22 protein-coding genes are annotated in these 24,700 nt (G+C 68.2%); 11 read left to right on the forward strand and 11 right to left on the reverse strand.

The genetic code is table 11. The features are described from left to right. Window positions 1-14 precede the first annotated feature (14 nt). From AB0M24_RS19320 to AB0M24_RS19330, 3 genes are read left to right on the forward strand one after another with little or no spacing between them, the layout of a single operon-like run. Complete coding sequence (locus AB0M24_RS19320) at window positions 15-785, forward strand: Tat pathway signal sequence domain protein (protein ID WP_363769018.1); 771 nt, start codon at window positions 15-17, stop codon at window positions 783-785. Further along, window positions 785-1,750 (forward strand): DUF3500 domain-containing protein, encoded by a 966-nt coding sequence (locus AB0M24_RS19325; protein ID WP_363769021.1) that lies wholly within the window; start codon window positions 785-787, stop codon window positions 1,748-1,750. The genes AB0M24_RS19320 and AB0M24_RS19325 overlap by 1 nt, the downstream gene beginning before the upstream one ends. Further along, window positions 1,728-2,405, forward strand: coding sequence for an endonuclease V (locus tag AB0M24_RS19330; RefSeq protein WP_363769024.1), 678 nt, complete (start codon window positions 1,728-1,730; stop codon window positions 2,403-2,405). The genes AB0M24_RS19325 and AB0M24_RS19330 overlap by 23 nt, the downstream gene beginning before the upstream one ends. Here AB0M24_RS19330 and lspA read toward each other — a convergent pair. From lspA to AB0M24_RS19355, 5 genes are read right to left on the reverse strand one after another with little or no spacing between them, the layout of a single operon-like run. Beyond that, window positions 2,377-2,862, reverse strand: coding sequence for a signal peptidase II (gene lspA / locus AB0M24_RS19335; RefSeq protein ID WP_363769027.1), 486 nt, complete (start codon window positions 2,860-2,862; stop codon window positions 2,377-2,379). The two genes, AB0M24_RS19330 and lspA, sit on opposite strands and share 29 nt — an antisense overlap. A 52-nt stretch (window positions 2,863-2,914) precedes the next feature. Continuing rightward, window positions 2,915-3,388 (reverse strand): DUF4440 domain-containing protein, encoded by a 474-nt coding sequence (locus AB0M24_RS19340; RefSeq protein ID WP_363769030.1) that lies wholly within the window; start codon window positions 3,386-3,388, stop codon window positions 2,915-2,917. A 40-nt stretch (window positions 3,389-3,428) separates the two neighbouring features. After that, window positions 3,429-6,413, reverse strand: coding sequence for a glycoside hydrolase family 38 C-terminal domain-containing protein (locus AB0M24_RS19345; RefSeq protein WP_363769033.1), 2,985 nt, complete (start codon window positions 6,411-6,413; stop codon window positions 3,429-3,431). Continuing rightward, entirely contained in the window at window positions 6,403-7,698 is a 1,296-nt protein-coding gene (locus AB0M24_RS19350; protein ID WP_363769036.1) for a 6-phospho-beta-glucosidase, read from the reverse strand. The genes AB0M24_RS19345 and AB0M24_RS19350 overlap by 11 nt, the downstream gene beginning before the upstream one ends. Continuing rightward, window positions 7,695-8,492: a DeoR/GlpR family DNA-binding transcription regulator gene (locus AB0M24_RS19355; RefSeq protein ID WP_363769039.1), complete on the reverse strand. Its 798-nt coding sequence runs from the start codon at window positions 8,490-8,492 to the stop codon at window positions 7,695-7,697. Before AB0M24_RS19355 ends, AB0M24_RS19350 begins: the two co-directional genes overlap by 4 nt. Window positions 8,493-8,591: 99 nt before the next feature. On the opposite strand from AB0M24_RS19355, the gene AB0M24_RS19360 reads away from it, so the two are divergent. The 5 genes from AB0M24_RS19360 (at window position 8,592) to AB0M24_RS19380 (ending at window position 14,451) form a co-directional block, all read left to right on the forward strand. After that, window positions 8,592-9,482, forward strand: a complete 891-nt coding sequence (locus AB0M24_RS19360; RefSeq protein ID WP_363769042.1) for a carbohydrate kinase family protein — start codon at window positions 8,592-8,594, stop codon at window positions 9,480-9,482. Next, window positions 9,479-10,684: an extracellular solute-binding protein gene (locus tag AB0M24_RS19365; protein ID WP_363769045.1), complete on the forward strand. Its 1,206-nt coding sequence runs from the start codon at window positions 9,479-9,481 to the stop codon at window positions 10,682-10,684. The genes AB0M24_RS19360 and AB0M24_RS19365 overlap by 4 nt, the downstream gene beginning before the upstream one ends. Further along, window positions 10,681-11,547, forward strand: a complete 867-nt coding sequence (locus AB0M24_RS19370) for a sugar ABC transporter permease (RefSeq protein WP_363769047.1) — start codon at window positions 10,681-10,683, stop codon at window positions 11,545-11,547. Before AB0M24_RS19365 ends, AB0M24_RS19370 begins: the two co-directional genes overlap by 4 nt. Then, the gene (locus AB0M24_RS19375) at window positions 11,544-12,347 is read left to right on the forward strand and encodes a carbohydrate ABC transporter permease (protein ID WP_363769050.1); all 804 of its coding nucleotides are present in this window, start codon (window positions 11,544-11,546) and stop codon (window positions 12,345-12,347) included. The genes AB0M24_RS19370 and AB0M24_RS19375 overlap by 4 nt, the downstream gene beginning before the upstream one ends. 79 nt (window positions 12,348-12,426) lie before the next feature. Beyond that, window positions 12,427-14,451 (forward strand): ATP-binding domain-containing protein, encoded by a 2,025-nt coding sequence (locus tag AB0M24_RS19380; RefSeq protein WP_363769053.1) that lies wholly within the window; start codon window positions 12,427-12,429, stop codon window positions 14,449-14,451. Here AB0M24_RS19380 and cutA read toward each other — a convergent pair. Together cutA and add are read right to left on the reverse strand one after the other, a co-directional pair. After that, window positions 14,434-14,748 (reverse strand): divalent-cation tolerance protein CutA, encoded by a 315-nt coding sequence (gene cutA / locus AB0M24_RS19385; protein WP_363769056.1) that lies wholly within the window; start codon window positions 14,746-14,748, stop codon window positions 14,434-14,436. The genes AB0M24_RS19380 and cutA overlap by 18 nt on opposite strands. Then, complete coding sequence (add, locus tag AB0M24_RS19390) at window positions 14,745-15,746, reverse strand: adenosine deaminase (protein ID WP_363769059.1); 1,002 nt, start codon at window positions 15,744-15,746, stop codon at window positions 14,745-14,747. Before add ends, cutA begins: the two co-directional genes overlap by 4 nt. Before the next feature lie 107 nt (window positions 15,747-15,853). Between add and AB0M24_RS19395 the strand changes: the two genes are divergently transcribed. Next, entirely contained in the window at window positions 15,854-17,653 is a 1,800-nt protein-coding gene (locus tag AB0M24_RS19395) for a Xaa-Pro dipeptidyl-peptidase (RefSeq protein WP_363769062.1), read from the forward strand. 178 nt (window positions 17,654-17,831) lie between these two features. Beyond that, complete coding sequence (locus AB0M24_RS19400; protein ID WP_363769065.1) at window positions 17,832-18,872, forward strand: DUF4192 domain-containing protein; 1,041 nt, start codon at window positions 17,832-17,834, stop codon at window positions 18,870-18,872. Here the strand turns inward: AB0M24_RS19400 and AB0M24_RS19405 are convergent. Genes AB0M24_RS19405 through AB0M24_RS19420 form a run of 4 tightly spaced genes read right to left on the reverse strand, consistent with a single transcriptional unit; the run spans window position 18,842 to window position 23,715 of the window. After that, window positions 18,842-20,845: a S9 family peptidase gene (locus AB0M24_RS19405; RefSeq protein ID WP_363769068.1), complete on the reverse strand. Its 2,004-nt coding sequence runs from the start codon at window positions 20,843-20,845 to the stop codon at window positions 18,842-18,844. The two genes, AB0M24_RS19400 and AB0M24_RS19405, sit on opposite strands and share 31 nt — an antisense overlap. A gap of 6 nt (window positions 20,846-20,851) precedes the next feature. Next, window positions 20,852-21,814, reverse strand: a complete 963-nt coding sequence (gene galE, locus AB0M24_RS19410; RefSeq protein ID WP_363769071.1) for a UDP-glucose 4-epimerase GalE — start codon at window positions 21,812-21,814, stop codon at window positions 20,852-20,854. Window positions 21,815-21,850: 36 nt separating this feature from the next. Beyond that, window positions 21,851-23,023, reverse strand: coding sequence for a galactokinase (gene galK / locus AB0M24_RS19415; RefSeq protein WP_363769074.1), 1,173 nt, complete (start codon window positions 23,021-23,023; stop codon window positions 21,851-21,853). Then, a complete protein-coding gene (locus AB0M24_RS19420) occupies window positions 23,020-23,715 on the reverse strand; it encodes an iron dependent repressor, metal binding and dimerization domain protein (RefSeq protein ID WP_363769077.1) in 696 nt (231 codons plus the stop codon). The genes galK and AB0M24_RS19420 overlap by 4 nt, the downstream gene beginning before the upstream one ends. Before the next feature lie 78 nt (window positions 23,716-23,793). On the opposite strand from AB0M24_RS19420, the gene AB0M24_RS19425 reads away from it, so the two are divergent. After that, window positions 23,794-24,645, forward strand: a complete 852-nt coding sequence (locus AB0M24_RS19425) for a sulfurtransferase (protein WP_363769080.1) — start codon at window positions 23,794-23,796, stop codon at window positions 24,643-24,645. Window positions 24,646-24,700: the final 55 nt, after the last annotated feature.

Here is a 24,700-nt window from a genome sequence, read left to right on the forward strand (position 1 = left end):
GGGGAGGAACGGGCGTGGAGATCTCTCGGCGTTCGGCGTTGATCGGTGGGGCGGCGGCGGTTCCGCTGCTCATGGCCGGTTCCGGGCTCGCGCAGGCGGCCACCTGGAAGCTGAAGTGGAACCCGCAGGCGAGCAAGGACGGGCTCGGCGCGTTCGAGGGCGTCGAGGACGACAGGGCCGGCTCGCATCCGGGCACGAAGCACATCTACGTGTCGGGCAACGACTACCGGTTCGACATGCACACCCGCGACCGGGACACGTCGACCGACCGGCAGCGCAACGAGGTCCGCGGCATGAAGGCGGGCGGGCAGAACCTCGAGATCGACAACGGTGAGACGTGGAAGTGGACCTACTCCATGTTCATGCCGAGCGCGTTGAAGTCGACGACCTCGTTCACCCACATCATGCAGACCAAGATGCCCGGACTCGGCTCCGCGCCCGTGACGGTCATGTCGCTGCGCCGCACCGGTGGCGCGCAGAAGATCGAGTTCAAGATCACCGAGGGCAACGTGCTCGTCGGCAACGTCGACCTCGAACCGCTGCACAACAAGTGGATCGACACCGAGGTGGAGATCAAGGTCGGCAACGGCAACGGGCGTGTCCGCTGGGTGGTCCGCGAGGGCGGCCGGACCGTGCTCGACGCGACGAAGGACAACGTCGACACGTGGCTTGACGACCGGTTGCGCCCGAAGTGGGGCATCTACCGCTCACTCGGCGACACCTCGGGTTCACTGCAGAACTGCTACCTGCTGCTCCGCAACCTCAAGGCCTATAAGTTCGAATGATGCTGCACGACGTCGCTGACGCCACGCACCAATATATTAGTTTGCTCGGCGGTGACCAGCGCGAACTCGGCATTCGCGCGGTCACCGACGACGACCTCAGGCACCGCTGGGCGTATACACCCGGTACACGAGCGGGCCTCGTGCTCGGCGAGCTCCGGCGTGACCAGCGCAAGGCTGTACACGGAATGCTGGCGACAGTCCTCAGTCCACACGCCTACGCGCAGGCCGCCGCGGTGATGGCGCTCGAAGACGTCCTCGACCACCGCGAGGGCGGGCACCGCGACCGGCACAGCGGCGACTTCTGGACGGTGCTCTTCGGCACGCCCGGCGGTGACGAACCGTGGGGGTGGCGCGTCGAGGGACACCACCTGTCGGTCAACGTCGTGGTCGTCGACGGCCGAGTCTCCGCGACCCCGTTCTTCCTCGGCGCGAACCCGGCCCGCATCACCTATCGCGGCCACGTCGTCGGCCAGCCGCTCCGGCTCGAAGAGGAACTGGCTCGCGAGCTCCTCGACCGCATGGGCCCGACCGCCCGCCGCCTGGCCGTCGTCTCCGACACCGCGCCCCACGACATCCGCAGCGGCAATTCCCCGCGCGTCAGCCCGTCCGAACCGGTCGGCGTGACACCGGCCCAGCTCGGCAGGCCGGCGGGGGAACTGCTCGTCGACATCGTCCGCTTCTACCTCGACCGGCTCGCGTTCGAGCTCGCCGACGACGAGTTCGCGCGCATCGACCCCGAACGCCTGCACTTCTCGTGGGAGGGCTCGCTGCGCCGCGGCGAGGGCCACTACTACCGGATCCAGGGCCCGGAACTGCTCATCGAGTACGACAACACGGCCAACGAGGCCAACCACGTGCATACAGTCTGGCGTCGTCATTCGGGTGACTTCGGCGACGACCTCCTCGCCGCCCACTACGACCAGTCACGGCACACTGTCGCCCGTGGAGTGGCCCAGAACGGTTGACTCAAGAGTCGACGCTGCCGTCGCGTTGCAAGAACGCCTGCGCACCCAGGTGATCACCACCAGCGCCCCTGACCTGCGTGTAGACAAAGTAGCGGGCCTGGACGTCGGCTACCGTAGCAATGACACAGTTGCGGGCGTCTGCGTGGTGTTCGATGCAAAGACGCTGGTCGTGCTGGACGAGGTGGTCGTCGAGGCCACGACGGACTTCCCATATATTGCCGGGCTCTTCGCGTTCCGCGAGATGCCGGTGCTGCTGCAGGCCCTCGATCAGGTGACGGTCACGCCGGACCTGTTGGTTGCGGACGGTCAGGGCCTGGCGCACCCGCGGAGGTTCGGCCTGGCGTGCCATCTCGGGGTGCACACGGGCATCCCGAGCATCGGAGTCGCCAAGAACGCGATGGGCGAGTTCGACCCGCCAGGCGACACCCGCGGGTCGGTGAGCGACCTCGTCATGGACGGCCCCGAAGGCAGGGGCGTCGTCGGCAGGGCGTTGCGGACGCAGGACGGCGTGAAGCCGGTGTTCGTGTCGGTCGGCCACAAGATCGACCTGGACCGGGCGTGCGCCGAGGTGCTGCGTCTCGCCCCGCGCTACCGCCTGCCCGAGACCACCCGCCGCGCGGACCAGCTCACGAAGCAGGCTGTTTCGTCGGCGTGAAGCTCAGCAGCACCAGCAGGATCGCGCCGCAGACCAGCGCGATGTCCGCCACGTTGCCGACGAACCAGCCGTTGTAGTCGATGAAGTCGACGACGTGCCCGCGCGCGAAACCCGGCGGCCGGAACAGCCGGTCGAGCAGGTGCGTCGTCGCGCCGCCCAGCATCATCGCGAGCGCGGCCGCCCGGAGCTTGGTCTGCGGCTGCATGCCGTAGCGGGCGAGCAGCACGACGGCGACGGCCGCGACGATGGTGAAGATCCACGTCGACCCCGCGCCGATCGAGAACGCGGCACCGGGGTTGTAGAGGAGCCTGAACTGCAGGAACTCCCCGAGCACGGGAATCGGCGCGCGGCCGGTCAGCGCGCTCTCGGCCCAGTACTTCGTGGCCTGGTCCAGCAGCAGCACGAACACGGCGATGCCCATCACGAGCGGCACGCGGCGAGAGATGGTGGTGTCCATTTGCCGACGAGCGTAGTTAAGGACGTCGTCGTTCGGCATCAGGCCCCAAGAATCAGGCTCCAGTCTTGAACGCCTCGACGTCGTCGGCGTCGACCGCGGCGAGGAACTCCGACTCCAGCGTCGCTGACCGTTCGTCGGTGTCGTAGTCGACGCAGATGCGCCACCGTCCGTCGGTGCGTCGCGCATAGGTGTGGAAGCGTCCGTAGAAGGTGCGCTCGTCGCCGTTGGCGCGTCTCGACCTGATCTGGAAGATGCCGCGTTCGCTCGCGAGGGCATCAGACGCGATGCGTTCGACGAACCGGAACGAGATGGTCACCGAGCTGCCGCGGTCCGCGAGTCCGGCGAACCACTTCGCGACCTGGTCGGAGTAGTCCTCGAACCCGAGCAGCTCCTTGGTCTGCCCGCCCGCGCGGATCAGTTCAGGCGCGTGCAGGTCGAGGAACGCCGGCGCGTCCAGCTTCGCGTAGGCGAGCCGGAACGGGTGCCAGATGTCGTCGTTGAGCTGCCGCAACAGGTCGGTGTCCACGCGGCGAAGCTAGCGCGGACACCGACCGGACATCACTCGGTTATTTCAGACGTTCCATTCTCAGGGTCAGGATCTGGAACGGCCGCAGCTCGATGTCCTCCAGGGACACGGTCTGCTGCGGTCGTTCGAGCAGATCCGTCACCTGCGCGCGCACGCACTCGAAACCAGGCGTCAGCGTGAACCGCGCCCGCCCGCCGAGGCACTCGTACAGCCGGACGACGACGTCACCCGACCTGTCGTCGGCGAGCTTCACCGACTCGACCGCGACTGCATCGGAGTCGATGGACACCAACGGCACGTGGTCTGACGTGCCTGGCATGATCCGCAACGGCAGGTTCAGCGCGTAGCCCTCCGCGAGAGTGGCGCCGACGTCCGCGCCCGGCAGCAGCGCATAACGGAACCGGTGCACGCCTTGGTCCGCGTGCGGGTCCGGGATGTGCGGCGCGCGCACGAGGCTCAACCGCACGACGGTCGCGCGTCCGTGCCGTGTGATGTCGTGGCCGTATGTGGAGTCGTTGAGCACGCCGACGCCGAAGCCCGGTTCGGCGACGTGGACCCACCGGTGCGCGTACACCTCGAACCGCGCGGCGTCCCAGCTGGTGTTGGCGTGCGTGGGGCGGTGGACGTGCCCGAACTGGATCTCCGCGGCGGACCGTTCGGCGTGGACGTCGAGCGGGAATGCCGCCTTGAGGATCTTCTCCGACTCGTGCCAGTCGATCTCGGTGTCGACGTCGATCCGCTTCGATCCGGCGTTGAGCGAGATCAGCTGGGTCACCTTCGACCGGCCGAACGAGCGGACGACCCTGACCGTGGCGCGCAGCGGACCGTGGTCTTCGAAGGTCACCTCGTCGGCGTCGACGAGGTCGGTGTGCTTGCGCTTGTAGTGCGCGTCGATGTCCCAGGCGTCCCAGTAGTTCGGGAAGTCGGGGTGGAGCTGCAGCAGGTTGCCAGGCCCGGCAAGGGTTTCGCGGCCGTCGGTGACGACAGAGGTCATCAGGCCGTTCTCGTCGAACTCCACCCGCACCAGGCCGTTGTCGAGCACACGACCGTTGACGGTGACCGGGTTCGTGGGCTCGCTCGTAGTCCCGATGCCGGACGCGGGTGCGCTCACGAAGATCGGCTTGCCGTCGCTGACGACGACCTCGGCTCGATCGCGCGGGCTCGTGTTGAACACGCCGCCGCCGAGCGATTCCTGGGCTGCGCGCGTGATCTTGGTGAGGTGCTCCGCGACGTCGGCGTAGGTCTGCTCGGCCTCCTGGTGCACCCACGCGATGGAGCTGCCGGGCAGGATGTCGTGGAACTGGTGCAGCAGCACGGTTTTCCACAACGCGTCGAGCTCGTCGTACGGGTAGTCGTGTCCGTTGTGGACGGCGTCGGTCGCGGCCCACAGCTCGGCTTCGCGCAGCAGGTGCTCGCTGCGGCGGTTGCCGGCCTTGGTGCGCGACTGCGTGGTGTAAGTGGCGCGGTGCAGCTCCAGGTACAGCTCGCCGGACCACACCGGCGCGTCCGGGTACTCGGCCTGGGCCTTGCGGAAGAACTCGTGCGGCGGCTCGATCTCGACCTTGGGGGAGCCTTCGAGGTTCTGGAGGCGGCGGGCGCGTTCGACCATGTCCCTGGTGGGGCCGCCACCGCCGTCGCCGAAGCCGAACGGCAGCAGCGACCGGGTGCCGCGGCCCTTCTCGGCGTAGTTGCGGACGGCGTGGGCGAGCTCCTTGCCGAGAATCTCCGCGTTGTAGGTGTCGACCGGCGGGAAGTGCGTGAAGACGCGGCTGCCGTCGATCCCCTCCCACCAGAACGTGTGGTGCGGCAGCTTGTTCGTCTGGTTCCACGACAGCTTCTGGGTGAGAAACCATTTCGCGCCCGCTAGAACCGCTAACTGCGGGAACGCCGCGGTGTAGCCGAACGAGTCGGGCAGCCACACCTCCTCGCACTCGATGCCGAACTCGTCGAGGAAGTAGCGCTTGCCGTGGGTCAGCTGGCGGGCGAGTGCTTCGCCGCCGGGAAGGTTCGCGTCGGACTCGACCCACATGCCCCCGACCGGGCGCCACTGGCCGTTCTTCGCGGCTTCTTGGATGCGTTCGTAGATCCGCGGCTGGTTCTCCTTGACCCACGCGTACTGCTGGGCTTGGGAGGCGGCGAACACGAACTCCGGGTACTGGGTCGCGAGCCAGGTGACGTTCGCGAAGCTGCGCGACGCCTTGCGCACGGTCTCCCGCAGCGGCCACAGCCAGGCGGAGTCGATGTGCGCGTGGCCGATCGCGGACAACGTGTGCGCGCTCGCGTGGGCCGGCCTGCTCAGGACGTCGACGAGCTCGTCGCGCGCCTGCTGCGCCGTCGCCGCGACGTCGTGCGGGTCCAGGGCGTCGAGCGAGCGTTCGATGGCGCGCAGGATCTCGTGGCGGCGCGGGTCGTCGAGGGACAGCTCCAGCATCAGATCGCGCAGCACCTCGAGGTCGAGGCTCAGGTGCCAGACGGTCTCGTTCAGCATCGCCAGCTCCGCCTTGTCCAGCCGGTACATCGGGGCCGGCGGCGCGGTCTTCTTGTCGCCGAACGGAGTGGGCTGGAAGTCGTGCTTGAGGATGTCCGGGTTCGCCGCCGCCTCGATGAGGAACTCGACTGATATATCGGATACGGGCACGTGCTTGTTGCGTGGTGCCACACCCTTTATGGGCGTTCCATCCAACTTGTATACAAGCGCTTCGGCCTGGTTTCCGGGCCACGCGTCCTCGAAGCCGAGGTCGAAGACAGCCTCGACGTGCAAGCCGTGTTCATTCTTGGGCCACTCGTCGGGCACGGTCGCTTTGACGCGGAACCACGTCGTCGACCACGGCGCACCCCACCGGTCGCCGATCTCGAACGGCTCCCATTCGGCCTCCTCCATCGCCTGCGCGAACTGGATCGGCTCGTCCGGCAGCCGCCACATCTCGACGGTGAACGGCACGGACGACTGATATATCGCCGGCAGGACGCGGGTCGTCAACGCCCGCGACAGCCGGTCTTCGACGAGCCGCCGGTCATCGTGCACGGAAAACTCCAGACAGGAACGGGTGGGTGTCGACGATCTTGCGAGCGACGCCGACGGAGTCGACGAGTGGATGCAGCGCCAGCGCCTTCACCGCGTGGGCACGCTCGCCACTGATGGCCGCCTGGATGGTGGCGCGCTCGACGACCTTGAGCGCGGTGACGAGTCCGACGCCCTCGTCGGGCACCTGGCTCACCGCGACGGGCCGCGCGCCGTTCGCGTCGACGAGACTCGGCACTTCGACGATGGCGTCGGCGTCCAGGCATGACAACGTTGTCTTGTTCGGCACGTTGAGGATCAGCGTGGTGCGTTTGTCGGACGCGATCGCGTGCATCAGATCGAGCGCGACCTGCTCGTAGCCGCCGCCGTCGAGGTCGTCGGTGTCGCGGTCGTCGTCGCGCGTCTCGGCCATGTAGGTCTGCTCGCGTTCGAGGCGGGTGCGCTCCCAGCTCTCCAACGACGGCTCCGCGTAGAACCCCTTCTGCTGCTCCAGCAGGAACGCTCCGCGCGACGCGCCGGACTCCACCGCCTCACGCGTGAAGTAGTAGTAGTGCAGGTACTCGTTCGGGATGGCACCCAGCGTCCGCAGCCACTCCGCGCCGAAGAGCTTGCCCTCCTCGAACGACTCCAGCCTCTCGGTGTCGGCGAGCAGATCCGGCAGGACGTCGTGCCCGTGCACGTGCACGCCCCGCAGCCAGCCGAGGTGGTTGAGTCCGGCGTAGTCGAGCCACGCGTCCTCGAGATCAGCGCCGACCGCTCGTGCCACCCGGCGACCAAGCCCGACGGGGGAGTCGCAGATGCCGATGACGCGGTTGCCGAGGTGCGCGGACATCGCCTCGGTGACCATGCCGGCGGGGTTCGTGAAGTTGATGACCCACGCGTCCGGCGCGTGCACTGATATACGACGTGCGATGTCGAGCGCGACGGGCACGGTACGCAGACCGTATGCAATCCCACCCGCGCCGACTGTCTCCTGTCCGAGCACACCGCACCCCGCAGCGACGCTCTCGTCGGCAGCGCGCCCGTCGAGTCCGCCGACCCGGATCGCGGAGAACACGAAGTCGGCTCCGCGCAGCGCCTCGTCGAGATCAGTCGACGTCGTCACGCTCGGCGCATCCGATATATCAGTTGCGAGCTCGGTCAGGACGCCGCCAACGGCTGCGAGCCGGGTGGCGTCGAGGTCGTGCAGCACGACCTCGGTGACCCGGCCAGGCGACCGGTCGGCGAGCAACGCTCGGTATACAAGCGGTACACGGAATCCGCCGCCGCCCAGGATGACCAGCTTCATGCCGTAATCACGTCCACTCCGGCTTCCTGCAATGCGAGCCGCGTCGCCGGGTCGGCCGACGCGGTGGTGACGACGACGTCGAGGTCGCCGGGTCCGCAAACGCGTGCGACGCCGACGCCGGGGAACTTCCCGCCGTCCGCGACGAGCACGACCTGGTCCGCGGCCTTGATCATCGCGCGCTTGAGCGGTACCTCGACAAGCGTTGTGTCCATGACGGCGCCGTCGCCGCGCACGCCGCTGGTGCCGAGGAACAGCCGGCCCGCGTGGACCTGCCGCAGGTTGTCCTCGGTGAGGAACCCGACCAGCGAGTGGTAGCGCCGCCGCACCATGCCACCGAGCAGGACGAGCTCGATGTCGGCGTCGTCGCGCAGCTCGTCGAAGACGGCGAGGTTGCTCGTGATGACGGTGATCCGCTTGCCGTGCAGGTGGTGGGCGAGCCGGTGCATCGTGGTGCCGATGTCGAGCAGCACGGTCTCGCCGTCCTGGACCATGTCGGCGGCCGCGCGCGCCACGGTGTCTTTGTCCTCGGCTCGTTCGGCGGCGACGTCAGCGAACGGATCGTCGATGTCGTCCCCGTTGATGTCCCCGTTGATGTCACTGTTGACCTCGCCGGGGTCGAGGGTCATCGCCCCGCCGTACACACGGGTCAGCTTGCCGTCGGCGTCGAGGTGTTCGAGGTCGCGGCGGATCGTCGCCTGGCTGACGCCGAGCTTGTCTGCGAGCGAGCGCACCTCGCTCGGCCCGTCCGCGCGCAGTGTGCGCAGGATCAGCTCGCGTCTGCTCTGGGGAAGCATGCGGCCACCGTACCTCCCAAGTCGCGCAAACTTGAGCAAACTCTTGCCAACTCGTGCACATCTGGCGCACTCTCTTGCGCAACCTTGGAAGGGGGCAGCGTGCGCGACGTCCAGGATGACAACGATGTCTACCTGTCCGGACTGCTCTTCTACGACCTGGTCTTCACCGGACTGCCCAAGCCACCGACACCAGGTGAGGAGCTCTGGACCGGCGGCATGGCGAGCGGACCGGGCGGCATCGCGAACTTCGCCGTCGCCCTCGCCCGCCTCGGCACCCGGCCGGTGCTGGCCGCGGCGTTCGGCGACGACGCCCACGGCACCCTTTGCTGGGACTTCCTCGAGAACGAGGGCGTCGACCTCACCTGCTCCCGCCGTTTCGCGGACTGGGCGACACCGGTGACGGTTGCGTTGTCCTACGACGACGACCGCGCCCTCATCACGCACGGCACGCCGCCGCCCGCCCTGCATACAAAAGCACTGCATACGACAGCGCCCGCGACGAGCGCGTCGATCGTCCACCTGGATCCAGTCGCCGATATATCAGTGGCGGATCTTCCGGGGCTGGTCTTCGCCGACGTCGGCTGGGACCCCACGCAGCAGTGGCGGCCGGAACTGCTGCACCAGCTCGAGCACTGTCACGCCTTCATGCCGAACGAGGTGGAGGCGATGGCATACACGCGCACCGACACGCCGCAGAACGCACTGAAGAAGCTCGCCGACATCGTCCCCATCGCTGTCGTGACAAGAGGCGCGCGGGGCGCACTGGCAGTGGACAACGTGACTGGCGAGCACGCCGAGGTTGACGGAATCAACGTTGACTGCATCGACAGCACGGGCGCGGGCGACGTGTTCGGCGCGGCATTCGTGCACGCGACGTTGAACGGCATGCCCTTGCAAGAACGTCTCACGTTCGCGAACAGAGCAGCCGCGCTCTCGGTGCAACGACCCGGCGGAGCGACAGCCGCCCCGACATCGGACGAACTCTCATGAACAGGCGAGCATTCCTCGCGCTGATGGGCCTGGCCGCGGCAGGGTGCGCGACCGAGTCACGCGACGGCATGACGTTGTGGATGTGGTCGGGCGGCCTGAGCGAGAAGTCGCTCGAGGAAGCCACGACGAAGTTCTCCGGACTGCGCCCGCTCAAGGCCGGCGCGCAGTTCAAGGCGAAGCTCATGACGAACCTCGCGGGCAAGTCCCACGTCCCGGACATCACCGGCCTCAAGGGCGAGGACATCTCCGCGTTCTTCCCGAACGCCGAGGAGTTCGCCGACCTGCGGACGCTAGGCGCGGACAGGTTCAAACCGCAGTACCTCGACTGGAAGTGGCAACAGGGCATCACCGCGGAAGGCCGCATGATCGGCTTCCCGATCGACACCGGCCCCACCGGTCTCTACTACCGCCAGGACGTCTTCGACCGGCACGGAGTCAAGGCCGAGAGCATCCGCACCTGGGAGGACTACTTCGACGCCGGCGTCGTCATGAAGCAGGACGCGTCGATGATCCTCAACCTCCGCATGGTCTACAACATGGCCATGGCGCAGTCGACGCGCCAGCTCGTCGACGAGCACAAGCAATACATTGGCGACGACGACCACGTTCGCCACGCGTGGGACCTGGCCATCAAGGCGCACCGGCTCGGCATCAACGCCGCGATGCAGGACGGCAGCCCCGACGTCAACGCCGCTCTCACGACCGGCGAGGTCGCGAGCATGATCGGCGCGTCATGGGCCGCCGCCGACCTGAAGGCCGGCGCACCGGACTCCAAGGGACTGTGGCGCGTCTCCCGGACTCCGGGCGGCGCGGCGAACTGGGGCGGCTCGTTCCTCAGCATCACCAAGTACTGCCGCGAACCCGAGAAGGCGTTCGAGGTCGTCACCTGGCTGCTCACCCCGGAGCAGCAGGTGCGCGGCTTCCTCGACCTGGGCCTGTTCCCCTCCACCCCAGAGGCGTTCGCTAGCTCTGACCTGCGGCAACCGGATGACTACTTCGGCGGGCAGATCATCGTCGACACCTTCGCCGACTCCGCGAAACAGGTACCGGTCGCCTACATGAGCCCGTGGGAGCCGCGACTGGCGCAGCTGTTCTACGACGAGCTCATCAACGTCGAGACCGTCGGCAAACCACCTGAGGAGGCGTGGCGCGACGTGCAGCACAAGGCCCGCAGGATCGCCGACCACGTGGGGCTCTCATGAGGAAGTACCTGCCGCAGTACCTCGCGATCTCGCCCTTCTTCCTGCTGTTCGGCGTGTTCGGGCTGTTCCCGATGATGTTCCTCGGCTACCTGGCATTCCACACGTGGGACGGCATCGGCGAGATGAGGTTCGTCGGGCTCGACCAGTTCAAGTTCCTGGTCACCGACGACATCTTCTGGCTCTCTCTCGTGAACACCCTCGAGATTTGGGTGATGTCCACGGTGCCGACGCTGTTCCTCGGCCTGGTGATTGCATACGTTCTGCACTCGTCGGTGCGGTTCACGACCTTCTACCGGATTGCATACTTCGTACCGAGCGTGACATCGCTGGTGGCGGTCGCGATCGTGTTCGGGTCGATCTTCAGCAGTCACTTCGGCTTGCTCAACGCCGTGCTGGAGTGGATCGGCGGGGGAGCGGTGCCGTGGCTCACGAGTGAGTGGGGCATCAAGGTCTCGATCTCGGCGCTGATCGTGTGGCAGTGGACCGGCTACAACGCGATCATCTACCTCGCCGGGCTGCAGGCGATTCCGGGCGAGGTGCTCGACGCGGCCACTGTGGACGGTGCGAGCCGCTGGCAGACGTTGTGGCGCATCGTGATCCCGATGATGAAGCCGGTGATCCTCTTCACGGTGATCGCGTCGACGATCGGCGGGCTGCAGACGTTCACCGAGGCGCAGATCCTCGTCGGTGAGGAGGGCGGGCCGGGCCAGTCCGGTCTGACGATGGTGCTCTACCTGTACCAGCAGGCGTTCAAACACAACGACTTCGGCTACGGCGCGACGATCGGCGTCGGCCTCTTCCTGGTCGTGCTGATCTTCTCGATCATCAACTGGCGGCTCGTGCAGCGAGGGGAGAGGCCGTGAAGCGCCACGTCTTGCTGGTCTTGGGCGTGCTGGTGTCGTTGTTCCCGTTCTACTGGATGGCCGTCATGGCGACCAACGCTACGGAGGACATCCTCAAGTTCCCTCCGGTGCTGACACCGGGCGGCGAGCTGCTCGTCAACGTCGGCAAGGTGTTCGACGAGATCGACTTCTTCGGGTCGATGCTGAACACCGTGCTCGCGGCCGTCGGCGCCACGGTTCTGGTGCTGGTGTTCGACTCGCTCGCGGCTTTCACGTTCGCCAAGTTCCGCTTCCCCGGCCGCAACGCGTTGTTCGTGCTGTTGCTCGGGACGATGATGATCCCGCCGCAACTCTCGGCCATCCCGCAGTTCGTGGTGATGGCGCAGCTCGGCTGGGTCGGGTCGCTGAAAGCGCTGATCGTGCCCGCGGTGATCAACGCTTTCGGCATCTTCTGGATGCGTCAGTACATTTCAGGTGCGGTGCACGACGAATTGCTGGAGGCCTCGCGGCTCGACGGCTGCGGATTCTTCCGGCAGTACTGGCACGTCGGCCTACCTGTAGTGCGGCCGGCGCTCGCGTTCCTCGGGATCTTCACGTTCATCAGCGTGTGGAACGACTACCTGTGGCCGCTCGTCGTCCTGGTCGACCCGGACCAGGTGACGCTGCAGGTCGCGTTGGGCCAGCTCAACCGCACGCACGACACCGACTACGGCATGTTGATGGCGGGGACGGTGCTCGCGGTGATCCCGCTGCTGATCGTCTTCCTCATCGGCGCACGCAATTTCATCGCGGATCTGACAAAGGGTGCCGTGCGCGGCTGACCTGTGATACAAAGAATGGCTTTGTATTTTCGGAATGAATTTTCCGGGAAGACAGAACTATTGTATCACAGGGGGCAAGGTGTTGGCGAGCGAACAGGCACGGATCACCTCTCTGTATGAAAAGCTCGACCAGGAACGGAACAAAGCGGCCGCGGACCTTGCGGCCGTGCTGCGGGACGGCACCACCCAGAGGCTGGACCGCGAAGCCGCCGTGCACGTGCTGACGAGGGAGGTAGGGAAGTACCGCGCGGCGGAGGAGGGGCTGGTCTTCGGTCGCATCGACTCTGCGAAAGGCGAATGCACCTACATCGGACGCGTCGGCTTGTTCGACGACGAGTTCGAACCGCTGCTGCTGGACTGGCGAGCGCCGGCGGCACGGCCGTTCTACACCGCGACCGCCGCGAACCCGGAAGGCCTGGTGCTGCGCCGCCACTTCCGCGTCCGCGACCGGGAGCTGCGCGATTTCCACGACGACGAACTGCTGTCCGACACGACAGCGTTGCTCGACGCACTCAACGCGCCGCGGACCGCGACGATGCGGGACATCGTCTCGACCATCCAGGCCGAGCAGGACGAGATCATCCGCTACTCGGGTCCCGGCGTGCTGGTGATCGAGGGCGGCCCCGGCACCGGCAAGACCGCCGTGGCCCTGCACCGCGTGGCATACCTGTTGTATACGCGTCGTGAACGCCTGTCGCGGCACGGTGTGCTGATCGTCGGCCCGAACACCGGCTTCCTCAACTACGTGGGCGACATCCTGCCGTCGCTGGGAGAGACCGACGTTGTATTCGGTACACCGGGCGAGCTTTACCCCGGCGTGGTGACCGACGCCGAGGACACCCCGTCGTTGCAACGACTGAAAGGCGATATATCAGTTCTGGACCTGCTGGCCGTCGCCGTCGCCGACCGGCAGGAGCTTCCCGACGAGCCCGTCGAGATCGAACTGGAGGACGTCGTCGTCCCGCTCGACGCGCACATCGCCGCCGTCGCGCGTGAGAAGACGCGGTACTACGGGCTGCCGCACAACGCCGCCCGCAAGTACTTCTTCCTCGCGCTCGCCGAGGAGCTGGTCGCGCCGGCGTTGCGTCTGATCGGCGTCGACTGGCCGGAGATCGAGGAGGACGTGCGCCACGAGCTTCGGCACAGCGCCGAGCTGCGCGCCGCCGTCGACAGGTTGTGGCCCCTGCTCACCCCGGAGCAGCTGCTCGCCGACCTGTACCGGGGCCGGTGCTTCCGGATCGGAGTGCCGGAGCTGTACCGGGAGTACGCCGAAGCGTGGACGGTATCCGATGTGCCGCTGCTCGACGAGCTCGCCGAACTGCTCGGGTCCGATGGAGCCGCTGAGCGCGCTGTCAGGCGTGAGGAGGAGGAACAGCTCGAATACGCGCGCGGTGTGATGGATGTTCTCTCGATCGACGAACGCGCGGACGACGACGAGTACATCGTCACGGACTTCGTCAACGCCGACGTGCTCGCAGACCGGCACGAGGTGCGCGACCATCGCACCCTCGCTGAACGAGCCGCTGACGACCGCACGTGGACCTACGGACACGTCGTCGTCGACGAGGCGCAGGAACTGTCTGCAATGGACTGGCGAGTACTGCTGCGCCGGTGCCCCAACAGGTCGATGACCGTCGTCGGCGACCTGGCCCAGCGCCAGGCGGCGGGTGGCGTGCGGAGCTGGGGTTCGGTGTTCGACCGGTTCACCTACCGACGGCTGGAGGTCAACTACCGCACACCCGGCGAGATCATGGCCGTCGCCACCCCGGTCCTGAAGCTCGTCGACCCCGACGCGTCGGCGCCGGTGTCGGTGCGCAAGTCCGGCGTCCGCCCGTGGGCCCGCCGCGTCACTGATATATCGGCGGCTGTGCGCGACGAGCTCGACGCGCACGCCGTTGCACGCAACGGGCGCACGATCGCGGTCATCGGCGGCAGCTGGATGTCCCCGCGCGCGTCGAAGGGGTTGGAGTTCGACGTCGTCATCGTCGTCGAACCGCAGCACATGTCACCCAGCGAGCTGTACGTGGCGTTGACGAGGGCGACACAACGGCTCGGCGTCCTGCACACCGAGCCGTTGCCGCGTCATCTACGAGGTCTCCTCTGAGACCCATGTGAGGTAGTCGTCGTTGCCCCCGACCACGGGGGTGACGATGACCTCGGGCGTGTCATAGGTGTGATGCGCCTTGATGTGCGCGACGAGTTCGTCGGCGCGGATGGCGGACGTCTTCACGACGCACTGCCATTCCGCGTCGACGCGCACTTCGCCGTCCCATCGGTAGACGCTGCGACACGGCAGGATCTGCACACACGCGCCGAGGCGTGCCTCGACGATGCCCTTCGCCAACGACTCCGCGGCTTCGGCTGAGTCGACGGTCGTCGTCACCACACATGCACCGGTCATAGGGCGTCGATCTCCTTCAGCAGCTGGTCCTTCAGCTCAGCCGGGGCAAACGACGCCCGCACCGCCGCGCGCGCGAGCCCGGCGAGTTCGTCGCGGCTGAAACCGAACCGCTCGTGGCACAAGAGGTACTCGCGGTCGAGGTCGGTGTGGAACATGCCGGGGTCGTCGGTGCTGAGCGCCACCGGCACCCCGGCCTCCACGAGCCGGGGCAGGTGGTGTTCGTGCAACGACTTCACCGCGCCAGTGCGGATGTTCGACGTCGGGCACACCTCGACGACGACGCCCTCGTCAGCCAGGTGCCGCAGCAGCTCGGGATCCTGCACGGAACTCACGCCGTGCCCGATCCGTTCGGCGCGCAGATCGTGCAGCGCGGCCCAGATCTCGCTCGGCGGCGTCGTCTCACCGGCGTGGGGCACCATGTGCAGCCCGGCGTCGCGCGCCATCGCGAACGCCTCCCGGAACTTCGCCCGCGGCGAGTCCGACTCGAACCCGCCCAGCCCGAACCCGACCAGCCCTTCCGGCCGGTGCTCGGACGCGAACCGTGCGCTCGTCATGCCCCAGTCGCGGTCCCAGATGCCAGGAATGTCGAAGATCCACTGCAGCGCCACGCCGTGCAGGGCCAGCGCTTCCTCCCTGCCTGCCGCCAGTGCCTCGACGAGCTCGTCAGGTTCGATGCCCGCCCGCAGGTGGCTCGTCGCGCTGATCGTGAGCTCCGCATATCGGATATTGGTTCGCGCGGCGTCACGGGCGTAGCCGACGACGAGAGTGCGGACGTCCTCGCCCGTGGTGACGAGGTCGTTGACTACTCCATACACGTTGATGAAATGCCGGAAGTCCCGGAACTCGTAGAACTTCCGCAACGCCGCCTCGTCGGTCGGTACTGGTCCGTCGGGGTGGTTGCGGGCGAGCGCGAGGACGGTGTCGAGAGAAGCGGCGCCCACGAGGTGGACATGCAGCTCGGCTTTCGGCAGCGCGTGGACGAAGTCGGAAATGTGCACGGCCCATGCTCTCAGGTCAAGGGCCGATCGACGGGTGACATGTCTTGCAGTCAACGGGAAGGGTGCAGGGCGAATCCCTGTACCTGGCCTTGCATTGGGGGTGCCTCGTGAGGGGCGCACGAAGAGTCGCATTGCTGACAGCGGTGCTAGTACTGCCTTTCCTTCCGACGACGGCCCAGGCCGCCGAAGGACCCGTGTTCAAGGACGGCGAGGCGCAACCCGTCTTCGACCCGAAGGACGTGGTCAAGGAGAGCCTCTGGGTCCGGGCGCCGGTCGACAGCGACCGCGACGGCAAGGACGACGAGGTCTACACCGAGGTCGTCCGGCCGCGCGCCACCGAACGCGGCCTCAAAGTGCCGGTTGTATACATGGTCAGCCCGTACTTCTCGGGCGGCAACGACGTCGCGAACCACAACGTCGACGTCGAGCTGTACGTGCCTGACAAGCGCGATGGCCGTCTGCTGAAGGCCTCCTCCGACGAACGCGTCACCGCTGCCCTCGGCCCGAACCCGATCACGTCGGCTCGTTACGAGGCCTACTTCATCGCGCGCGGGTATGCGGTCGTCTACGCCGAATCGCTCGGTACCGGCAAGTCCACGGGCTGTCCGACGACGGGCGACGTGAACGAGACGATCGGTGCGCGTGTCGTCGTCGACTGGCTCAACGGCCGTGCGCCGGCCCGTACCGCAACGGGCGAAGCCATCAAGGCGACGTGGTCGACCGGCAAGACCGGCATGATGGGCGTCTCCTACAACGGAACGCTGCCCAACGCCGTCGCCTCCACGGGTGTGCGCGGTCTGGAAGCCATCGTGCCGATCGCCGCGATCTCCAGCTGGTACGACTACTACCGCGCCGATGGTGCCGTGGTCGCGCCCGGCACGTTCCAGGGTGAGGACGCCGACGTGCTCGCCGAGTACGTCTACACCCGCGCGGACAGGGAGATCTGCAAGCCGATCATCGCCGAGATCGCGAAGGACCAGGACCGGATCACCGGTGACTACAGCAGGTTCTGGGACAAGCGGAACTACCTGAACGACGTCCGCAAGGTTCGTGCGGCCGTGCTGGCGGTGCACGGGCTCAACGACTGGAACGTCAAGATGACGCACGTCGAGCAGTGGTACTCGGCGTTGAAGAAGGTCGGTGTGCCGCACAAGATCTGGCTGCACCAGTCGGGTCACACGGATGCCGACACGCTGCGTTCGGTCGAGTGGCGGCGCACACTGAACCGCTGGTTCACCCAGTACCTCTGGGGTCACCGCAACGGCGTCGACAAGGAGCCGAAGGCGACGCTGCAGCGTGAGGACAAGACGTGGGTCGACGAGAAGGACTGGCCGGCGCCCGGCACGTCCGACGTGCGGCTGCGGTTGTCCGCGGGCGGATCCACCAAGGGCGGCCTCGGGATCCGGCCCGGCCACGGCGTCGAGAAGCTGACCGACGACGCGACGAAGACGGCGGAGTCGTTGATCGACCAGGCTTCTTCTCCCAACCGGCTGTCCTACGCCACCGAGCCGGCGCAGAAGTCGTTGCGGTTGTCCGGAAAGTCGACCGCGCACCTGCGGATCGCCTTCGACCGGCCCGCGGCCAACGTCACGACGCTGCTCGTCGACCGGGCTCCTGACGGCAAGTCGCACGTCATCACGCGCGGCTCGACCGACCCGCAGAACCGGGAGCGGCCGGACAAGACATCGCCGATCAAGCCGGGCAAGTTCTACGACGTCGACGTGCCCATCGTGCCGGACGACTACATCCTGCAGGCCGGCCACCGGCTCGAGTTCGTGCTGATCTCCAGCGACTACGACTACACGCTGCGCCCGAAGCCGGGTGCGGGCCTGTCGCTGGATCTCGCCCGCACGTCGGTCGAGCTGCCCGTCGTGGGCGGCTGGCGCGCGGTGTTCCAGACGATCTGACGGATGCCCGCGCTGCGGTCCCTGATCCAGGGACCGCAGCGCGGCAACCTACCACCCACCCCCGACAAAACCCCGCTCCCGAGCGCTTCAAGATCTCAACCTGTCCACAACCGCCGAGTTGTCCACAACTTCGCGCCCACCCCACCCACCCCCCTGCCCGAACCCCCACTGTGGGCCCATGCCCACAACCCTCCCGAAACCGATCCGAGTCCGTGGCGCCGGCGACCTCTACGCCGCGATTCCGCACCTGATGGGGTTCCACCCGTCCGACTCGCTCGTCGTGCTGGTGCTGCAGGACAACGTGATCAGCATGACCATGCGTGTCGACCTGCCGCGTCCACGACATAGGGGAACACTTGCGGCACAACTGGAAGCGCCATTGCTGGAGCACGGCGCGACGGACGTGATCCTGGCCGTCGTGTGCCCGCCGTGCGAGCACATGCCGGAGGAACTGCCGCACGAACCGTTGGTCACCACGCTCAGAAACAAACTGGGCTGCGTGGGTGTCGAGGTCGTCGAAGCCGTGTGGCTGCCGTCGTGCCAGAAGGACGCGCGGTGGCTCTGCTACCTCGACATCGACTGCCACGGAACACTTCCGGACCCCGGGCTGTCAGCTGTTGCCGCAGCGTCGGCCCACGAGGGCCAGGTGACTTTCGAGTCGCGTGCGGCGATGGCCGCGATCGCGGCGCTCGACCCATCGGATGCGCTCGAGCGCAGATCCGCGTTGCTCGACGAGCTCATGACGAGCAGCGGCGAGCCCGATCCGGGCACGGAGCTGCACCGGGTCCGCGACGCGATCGACGCGGTGGCGGAACGCAAGGGGCCCTTGCCGGACACGGAGATCGTCGCGTTGGCGAGAGCCTTGGCCGTGCCCGAGGTGCGGGACGCGAGCATGGCGTTCGCCATCCACGCGAGGTCCAGGATGGCCGAACGTCTCTGGCTCGAGCTCACCAGGTCGTGCCCCGCCCCCGAACGCGCCGAGCCCGCGTGCCTGCTCGCGTTCTACGCCTACCAGCGCGGTGATGGCGGGATCGCGTCCATCGCACTCGACGCGGCGGAAGAAGCCTGTCCGGGCCACGCGCTGGCCAAGCTGCTGCGCGGCGCTGTCAGCGCAGGGTTCCCGCCGGCGGAGATGCGGGCGTTGTCCTCCAAGTACCAGGACGACGCCCGCAGGTTGCTCTCCAGCGCTCAGAGCAGTTCCGGTCGCTCCCAGTCCTGATCCAGGACGTGCTCGGCCAGGAACGCCCACACCGTCTCGTACCAGACCCGAGAGTTGCCGGGGGTGAGAATCCAGTGGTTTTCGGTTGGGAAGTAAAGGTATTTCGCGTTGACCCCGTGGCGGACGAGGTCGAAGTAGAGCCGATGCCCCTCGCCGATGGGAACCCGGTAGTCCTTGTCCCCGTGGATGACGAGCATCGGGGTCTTGATGTCGGCGACCCGCAGGTGCGGGGAGTTGGCCTGGATCCGCTCCGGCCGGGTGAGGGGGTCTCCCATCTCCCGCATCCAGAAGTAGGAGCTGTCGGTGCCGCCGGAGAACGCGTCGAGGTGCCACAGCGAAGCGTGCGTGACGATGGCGCGGAACCGGTCGGTCTGGGTGGCGATCCAGTTGGCCATGTAGCCGCCGAACGAGCCTCCCATGGCCGCGGTCCGGGAGGCGTCGATGTCAGCCCGCTCGACGGCGACGTCCGTGATGGCCATGAGATCGGTGTAGGGCTCGGCACCCCAGCGGCCCCAGCCGGCCTCGATGAACTCCGGCCCGTACCCGGTGGACAGGGCGGGGTCGGGCAGCAGGATGGCGTAGCCGCGGGCGGCCATCAGCCACGGGTTCCAGCGCCAGGTCCAGCCGTTCCAGCTCATGACGGGGCCGCCGTGGACCCACAGCACCATCGGGGCGGGGTTGTCGGCGGAGGCGCCTTCCGGCAGCACGAGCCAGGAGCGCACGGTCCTGCCGTCGGCGACGACCGTGGAGATCTCCGTGAGCGTGCCGGGCACCGAGGCGAGGGCACCGGGGGCGCGCAGCCGTTCCGGGTCCTGATCGGCTCCGGTGGTGGCGAACCGCACGGGCTGTGGCGGGTGGTCGACCGAGTTGCGCAGTGCGTACAGCGTGTCGCCGTCCGGGCTCACGATCACGTCGCTGTAGTAACCCGAGATCGTCAGCTTCGTGATCTCACCGGTCGTGAGGTCCAGCCGCCACGTCGGCTGGTGCCCGAGGTGGCTCGCGGTGAAGAACACCGCGGACCCGTCCGGGCTCACCACCGGGTGGTCCGGCTCCTCCTGGAAATCGGGCGCCAGTGGCGTGATCGAGCCGTCCGCCACGTCGATGCGCACGAGGTCGCGCCGGTACGGGGAGTCCGCAGTGGACTCTCGGAACCGGATCGCGATCACAGCGGTGCCATCGGGCGTGAAAGCGCCGTCGTAGAACGAGAAACCGTCCTCGGAGGCGAGGACGCGCGACGAGCTGCCGTCCGTTGCCACGAGCCGAAGTTCGGTCCTGCGGCCGTAGGAGGCGCTGACGTCGACACCGTGGCCGTGGACGGCCCACTTCCCGTCGCGGCTCAGCGAGATGTCCTCGTCGCTGAGCCTGCTCTCGGAGTCTTCGCTGAGAGTGGTGACCTTCTCGGCGGTGGCGTCCGTGAGGGGCGCCGCGAACAGGCGCGGGTAGCTCGGGCCGAGGTCCGAGTCCCAGTACCTGATCGGGTACGACTCGTGCAGGATCGCCGTCACTCCAGCGTCCTCGCGGGCCTTGCGCTTGGCGTCGTCCTGGTCGCCGAACTCCGCGAAGCGGTACGCCGACGACGTGAACAGCAGCGTCTCGCCCGCGGCACGGATCTGACCGACTCCGCCTCCCGGCCTCATGACCTCGGCGGCCTCGCCGTGGACCGGAAGCCGCCACAGCGCCTTCTGCTCCTTGGCCTCACCCGGCTTCGCGAGCGGGTCCGGGCGCGCCGACAGGAACAGCAGCGACCCGTCCGGTGCGAAGACGGGGGAGGAGTCACCCTTGGCGGAGCGGGTGAGCCGCACGGCGTCCCGCTCGCCGGTGGGGTCGACCTCCCAGAGAGCGCCCTGCCACGTCTTGCCGTCAGGCGCGAGCGTGGAGACGACGGTGACGAGCCGCGTGCCGTCCGGGGACAGCGCGAGCGAGGCGAGCCTCGGTGTGGCGTTGTAGCTCTCGAAGGAGGCGAAGTCGGTCATCCCGGATCAGGCTCCGTGCCGGGCGCGGGTGAACTCCCACGCGTCGCGGACGATTCCGGCGAGGTCGGCGCGCTCGGGCTTCCAGCCGAGCTCCGTGCGGGCGCGCTCGGCGGAGGCGACGAGGACGGCAGGGTCGCCGGCGCGCCTGAGGGCGACGACGGCGGGGATCGGGTGCCCGGTGACCTCGCGGCAGGTGTCGATGACCTGCTTCACGGAGAAGCCGGTGCCGTTGCCGAGGTTGTAGATCCGGTGCTCACCGGCGGTGGCGTGGTCGAGCGCCAGGAGGTGGGCGTCCGCGAGGTCCGTGACGTGGATGTAGTCGCGGACGCAGGTGCCGTCCTCGGTGGGCCAGTCCTCGCCGAAGATCGAGATGTGCTCTCGCTGCCCGAGCGCGACCTGCAGGACGAGCGGGATGAGGTGGGTCTCGGTCGCGTGACGCTCGCCGATGCCGCCGTAGGCGCCGGCGACGTTGAAGTACCGCAGGCTCGTCGCCGCCAGGCCGTGCGCCGCGGCGTACGACGTGATCGCGTGGTCGATGGCCAGCTTGGTGGCGCCGTAGGTGTTGGTGGGCGCGGTCGCCGCGGTCTCGGGGATCGGCACCTCCCGCGGCTCGCCGTACGTCGCGGCAGTCGAGGAGAAGACGAGCTTCGGCGTGCCGTGATCCTTCATCGCATCAAGGAGGCGGATCGCCGTAAGGACGTTGCCCGTCCAATACTTGCCGGGGTCCTGCATGGACTCGCCAACGAGGGACTTCGCCGCGAAGTGCAGAACGCCGTCGAACCCTTCTGCGAGGACGTCGCCGATCACCTCGGCGATGTCACCCCGGACGAAGCGCGCTCCCGCGGGGACGGCGTCCTCGTGCCCGGTGGAGAGGTCGTCGAGGACGACCACCTCGTGTCCGGCTTCGAGCAGCCTGGCGGCGCACACGCTGCCGACGTATCCGGCCCCGCCCGTGACGAGCAGCTTCACCACAGTCCTCGCATTCCTGGTCAAGATCGTTGTTCGCTACCGGTCCCTGCCCGCGCCCGCGGACGGAACCGCCGTGAAGAGCCTCGGCCGCGTGAGCGAGCGCGAGGAGAAGCCGGCGAGCACGGCCCGTTCGACCTCGTCGTGCCGTTCGACGGGCACGAGGGCGATGGCCGAGCCGCCGAAGCCGCCACCGATCATGCGCGCACCGAGCGCCCCGGCGGCCATCGCGGAGTCGACGGCGACGTCGAGCTCCAGGCAGGAGACCCGGTAGTCGTCCCTCAGGCTCGCGTGGGAGGCCGAGAGGAGGGTGCCGATGTCGGCGAGCCTGCCCGCGCGGAGGAGCTCTACGGTGCGCAGGACCCTGTCGTTCTCGGTCACGACGTGCCGCACCAGCGGACGCAGCTCTTCGGGCAGCCGGACGAGCGTGTCGCCGAGCTCGGCGATGTCGACGTCGCGCAGCGCGGGGACGCCGAGGATGCCCGCGGCACGCTCGCAGCCTGCCCGCCGGGCGCCGTAGCCGCCGTCGACGTGGGAGTGGCTGGCGCGGGTGTCGACGACCATCACTTCGAGCCCGCTGGCAGCCGCGTCGAACGGGATCTGTTCCGGCTTGCCGGAGCGTACGTCGTAAAACAGGGCGTGCGCTTCGACGCAGCACAGCGATGCCGTCTGGTCCAGGATTCCCGTCGGTGCGCCCACGAACTCGTTCTCGGAACGCTGGACCCAGCGGGCGATGTCGGGCCGCTCGGCGTCGACGCCGGCAAGGCCCAGGAGGGCGAGGGCGACCGCGCACTCAAGAGCGTGCGACGAGGAAAGACCGGCCCCTGCGGGCACGTCGCCCGCGAGGACGAGGTCCGCCCCGCCTCCGACGTCGATCCCCTGCCCCCGCAGGGCCCAGGCGACGCCACTGGGGTACGCGGCCCACCCCTTGACGGTCCCGGGGACTAGGTCGGCGATCACGACCGGGTCCGCGTCCTGCACCCCGCCGTCGTCGCCCAGCGTGCTGACGGTCAGCACGCTGTCCGCACGGGGCGACGCCGCGACCGCGATGCGGTGGGGCAACGCGAACGGCAGCACGTAGCCGTCGTTGTAGTCGGTGTGCTCGCCGATGAGGTTGACGCGGCCTGGTGCCGACCAGACCCCTTCGGGAGTGCGTCCGTGCAGGCGCTGGAACGCCTCGGCCGCCTTCGCCGCGGGTGCCGCCTGGGTCACCGGGCGAGCACCAGGACGGCGTGGGCGACCGCGGGGTCGAGCTCCGCCACGGTGCCGTTGCCGCCACGCACCTGGACGACCTTGGCGCCACCGAGCGCCTCGACCTGCACGGTGCCGCCGGGCACCACGCCGGCGTCCTTCAGCTCGGCCATGAGGTCCGGGTCGAGCTGGACGTGTTCCGCGATGCGGCGCACCTCGACCTTGCCACCGCCGCGCCGGGCCACCTCGTCCACGCGCACCAGGTCCGCCTCGGCGGGTGGGGCGGGCTCGCCGTCGCCCAGCTTGTCGAGGCCGGGGATCGGGTTGCCGTAGGGCGAGGTGGTCGGGTTGCCGAGCAGCTTGATGAGCTTGCGCTCGACCGCCTCGCTCATCACGTGCTCCCAGCGGCACGCCTCGCTGTGCACGTGCTCCCATTCGAGCCCGATGATGTCCACGAGGAGGCGCTCGGCGAGCCGGTGCTTGCGCATGACGGCGATCGCGAGGTTGCGGCCCTGCTCGGTGAGCTCGAGGTGGCGGTCCTCCGCCACGACGACCAAGCCGTCGCGCTCCATGCGGCCGACGGTCTGGCTCACCGTCGGTCCACTTTGGCCGAGACGCTCGGCGATGCGGGCGCGCAGAGGCACCACGCCCTCTTCTTCGAGCTCGTAGATCGTGCGGAGATACATCTCCGTGGTGTCGATGAGGTCGTTCACACCCGCTCCCCTTCGTATGGTGTCAATGGTAGTCGTGCCGGGGGACACAGGTGTCCGCGCGGGTGCAGGATGTGAGTCGTGCATCCCTTGATCACTCCTGAGGCCCTCTCCGACGCGCTGAGTGCGCGGCCGGCCACCGTCGTGCTGGACGTCCGGTGGCGTCTCGGTGGACCACCCGGACGCCAAGACTACGAGGTCAGCCACGTGCCTGGCGCGGTGTACGTGGATCTGGACACCGAGCTGTCGGCTCCTCCGGGTGTCGGCGGCAGGCATCCGCTGCCGGATCCTGGGCTGTTGCAGGAGGTGCTGCGCCGCGCGGGCGTGCGCGAGGGCGGCCATGTCGTGGCGTACGACGCGGGGGACGGTTCGGTCGCTGCGCGGGTCTGGTGGCTACTGCGGTGGGCCGGGTACGGCGAGGTGGCGGTGCTGGACGGCGGGTTCGCCGCGTGGGAGGCGGCCGGTCTGCCGGTGACGGCCGAGGTGCCGGTGCCACCGACGGGTGATGCGGCCGGTGACGTGGTGGTTCGGCCTGGGCAGATGCCTGTGCTGGAGGCGGACGAGGCGGCGGCGCTGGCGCAGGAGGGCGTGCTGCTCGACGCGCGGGCGGCGGCGCGTTACCGCGGGGAGACCGAGCCGGTGGATCCCAAGGCCGGGCACATCCCCGGTGCGCTCAACGCGCCGACTACCGGGCACGTTGGTGGCGACGGGCGGTGGCTCGGGGCGGCCGAGTTGGCCGAGCGGTTCGAGGGCATCGGGGTGTCGGGCGGCGTTGCGGTTGGCGCTTACTGCGGGTCTGGTGTGACGGCCTCGTCCGTCGTGCTGGCTCTGGAGGTTGCCGGGATCACATCGGCGGAGAAGCCGGCGGCGCTGTACGCCGGGTCGTGGTCCAACTGGTGTGCGTTGGACCGGGAGGTCGCGACCGGCGCCTGACGCGGCGCGGCTGGGCTGGTCCGGTCAGGTTCGGGTGGCCTCGTCGAGCGGCTTG

Origin of the sequence: Lentzea sp. NPDC051838 (genome assembly GCF_040681245.1) — a bacterium.
GTDB lineage: Bacteria > Actinomycetota > Actinomycetes > Mycobacteriales > Pseudonocardiaceae > Lentzea.